The following is a 1,713-nucleotide window of genomic DNA, read 5'->3' on the forward strand; positions in this document are numbered from 1 at the left end:
GCGCACCGCCCTCGTTCGTGAGGCGTATATAGTCGCCACCCAGACAAACTGTCAACACCGATCCAAGAAGTTTTTGAGATTTCTCGTGGAGATATCCACGGGGTCGAGATTCGTGAGTTGGCTAGGCTGAGTTTCCACATCGCTTTTTGCGCTTGGTCGCGCCTGGGATACTCGCTTCGGACCGTATGCCTCGCTTTGAAACCGCTGTCCGCCCGACGGCCGCGGACCTTGCGCGAGCGGCTTTCAGCGGCGATCCTCCAGCGATTCCGGTGTGATGTTCCGGCCTGCGTAGAAGATGCCCAGGATCAGCACCTGCTCGCCCTCGACCGCAAAGGCAATGCTGACCGCCCGTCGGTAGCCGATGATCCGCAGTCCGGGCATGATCTCGCGCCGCTCGGTGCCACGCTGTGGAAAAGTCGATAGACCGAGACAATGGTCTTGAATACCCGCGACAAAATTCCAGGCGATCGCCGGGATGCCCGCTCGGCTATGTCGTCATAGAGCCGTTCGAGTTCGGCTTGTGCAGCGGGATGAAAGACGATCCGATAGTCCATCCCCTACTTGGCTTTCGCCTGTTTCGCGCGATGGCGCGCCTCCAGCCGAGAAAAAACCGCTTCGGCCGGGATTCCTTTAGCTGGATCCTGCTGGAGTTCGGCCAAGCGGCCCGGAATTTCCTCGCGCAGCCATCTTTCCCGCTCCGCCTCGAAATCCTCGAGCATGCGCAGGCCGGCGCGGACAACCTCGCTGGCATTGTTGTAGCGACCTGATTCGAGCTGCTTCCTGATGAAGCGCTCATAGTGGTCGTTCAGAGCGTAGTTGGGCATGACAATCTCCCGGAAAGAGATATGGGATCACGGCATGGATTTAGCAATAGATGTCAGATATTAGCAATTTCGGCCGACGTCGACCATCCTGCATTTTGATCCGATTGTCTCGCAGACAGGCTCGGATCGCTTGCTTCGGCACAACCGGGAAACCGCCTTAGTCGGGGTGACGCGATCGAGGTTCGCGCCTGCAGCCGATGGATGGGGTCTGCTCCTCGCGATCCAGGCGGGACGGCTGACACCGAAGCCGGCTGAGATGGGATCCTGCCGGCTGAATTCATTTCGCATTAATTACGGACCGCCGCCTCGATTCGCATTTTCGTGGTGGGCCTCGGCTCTGGGAGCCCGATTTGTCCGCTGCGCGAACTCAGAGCTCGTCTTGGCTCCGAGGCATGGAGCGACTGAGGCCTGGCTCCGTGAACGCTTTTGCTTGGCTTGTATGGTTCTGGCGGGCGGATTGGGTTTGGTTTGGTTTGGGGAGAGGATTTGCTTTTGTGGCGTGGGGTGGGGTGGGCTTTGGGTTTTTGCGGGGCTCTGATGAGGGTTCTCGAATCAGCCTGGCGCGATCAGCCGGATACAAAACAGCCCGGGTTGAGCCGGGCTGTTTTGTATTTGGTTGCGGGGACAGGATTTGAACCTGTGACCTTCAGGTTATGAGCCTGACGAGCTACCGGGCTGCTCCACCCCGCGCCACCTGTGGGCAAGCGTCAGCTTGCTTCGATCTCTGGAAGCAGGTGTTTTCTGCTTCGATTTTTGGAAGCGGGCGTTTGCCTGCTTCGCGCCGCCAAATTGAAAGGGCCGCTTAGAGCGGCCCGTTGTCCCGTTGGCGGGCCTTTATGCATGTCGCCCCAAAGTGTCAGCGGTTTTGGGACAACGACATGCATCAGAC

2 protein-coding genes, 1 tRNA gene and 1 pseudogene are annotated in these 1,713 nt (G+C 58.8%); all 4 read right to left on the reverse strand.

The features are described 5' to 3' along the window. Positions 1 to 243: 243 nt before the first annotated feature. Positions 244 to 554 (reverse strand): annotated as a pseudogene (locus LB566_RS30260) (type II toxin-antitoxin system RelE/ParE family toxin). Positions 555 to 557: 3 nt separating this feature from the next. Continuing rightward, the gene (locus tag LB566_RS30265) at positions 558 to 824 is read right to left on the reverse strand and encodes a type II toxin-antitoxin system ParD family antitoxin (RefSeq protein WP_140525844.1); all 267 of its coding nucleotides are present in this window, start codon (positions 822 to 824) and stop codon (positions 558 to 560) included. 613 nt (positions 825 to 1,437) lie between these two features. After that, positions 1,438 to 1,514, reverse strand: a tRNA-Met gene (locus LB566_RS30270). A gap of 17 nt (positions 1,515 to 1,531) precedes the next feature. Next, a partial coding sequence (locus LB566_RS30275) for a hypothetical protein (RefSeq protein ID WP_224629790.1) occupies positions 1,532 to 1,713 on the reverse strand: 182 nt, incomplete at its 5' end.

It is taken from the genome of Mesorhizobium sp. CA13 (assembly GCF_020165235.1).
GTDB lineage: Bacteria > Pseudomonadota > Alphaproteobacteria > Rhizobiales > Rhizobiaceae > Mesorhizobium.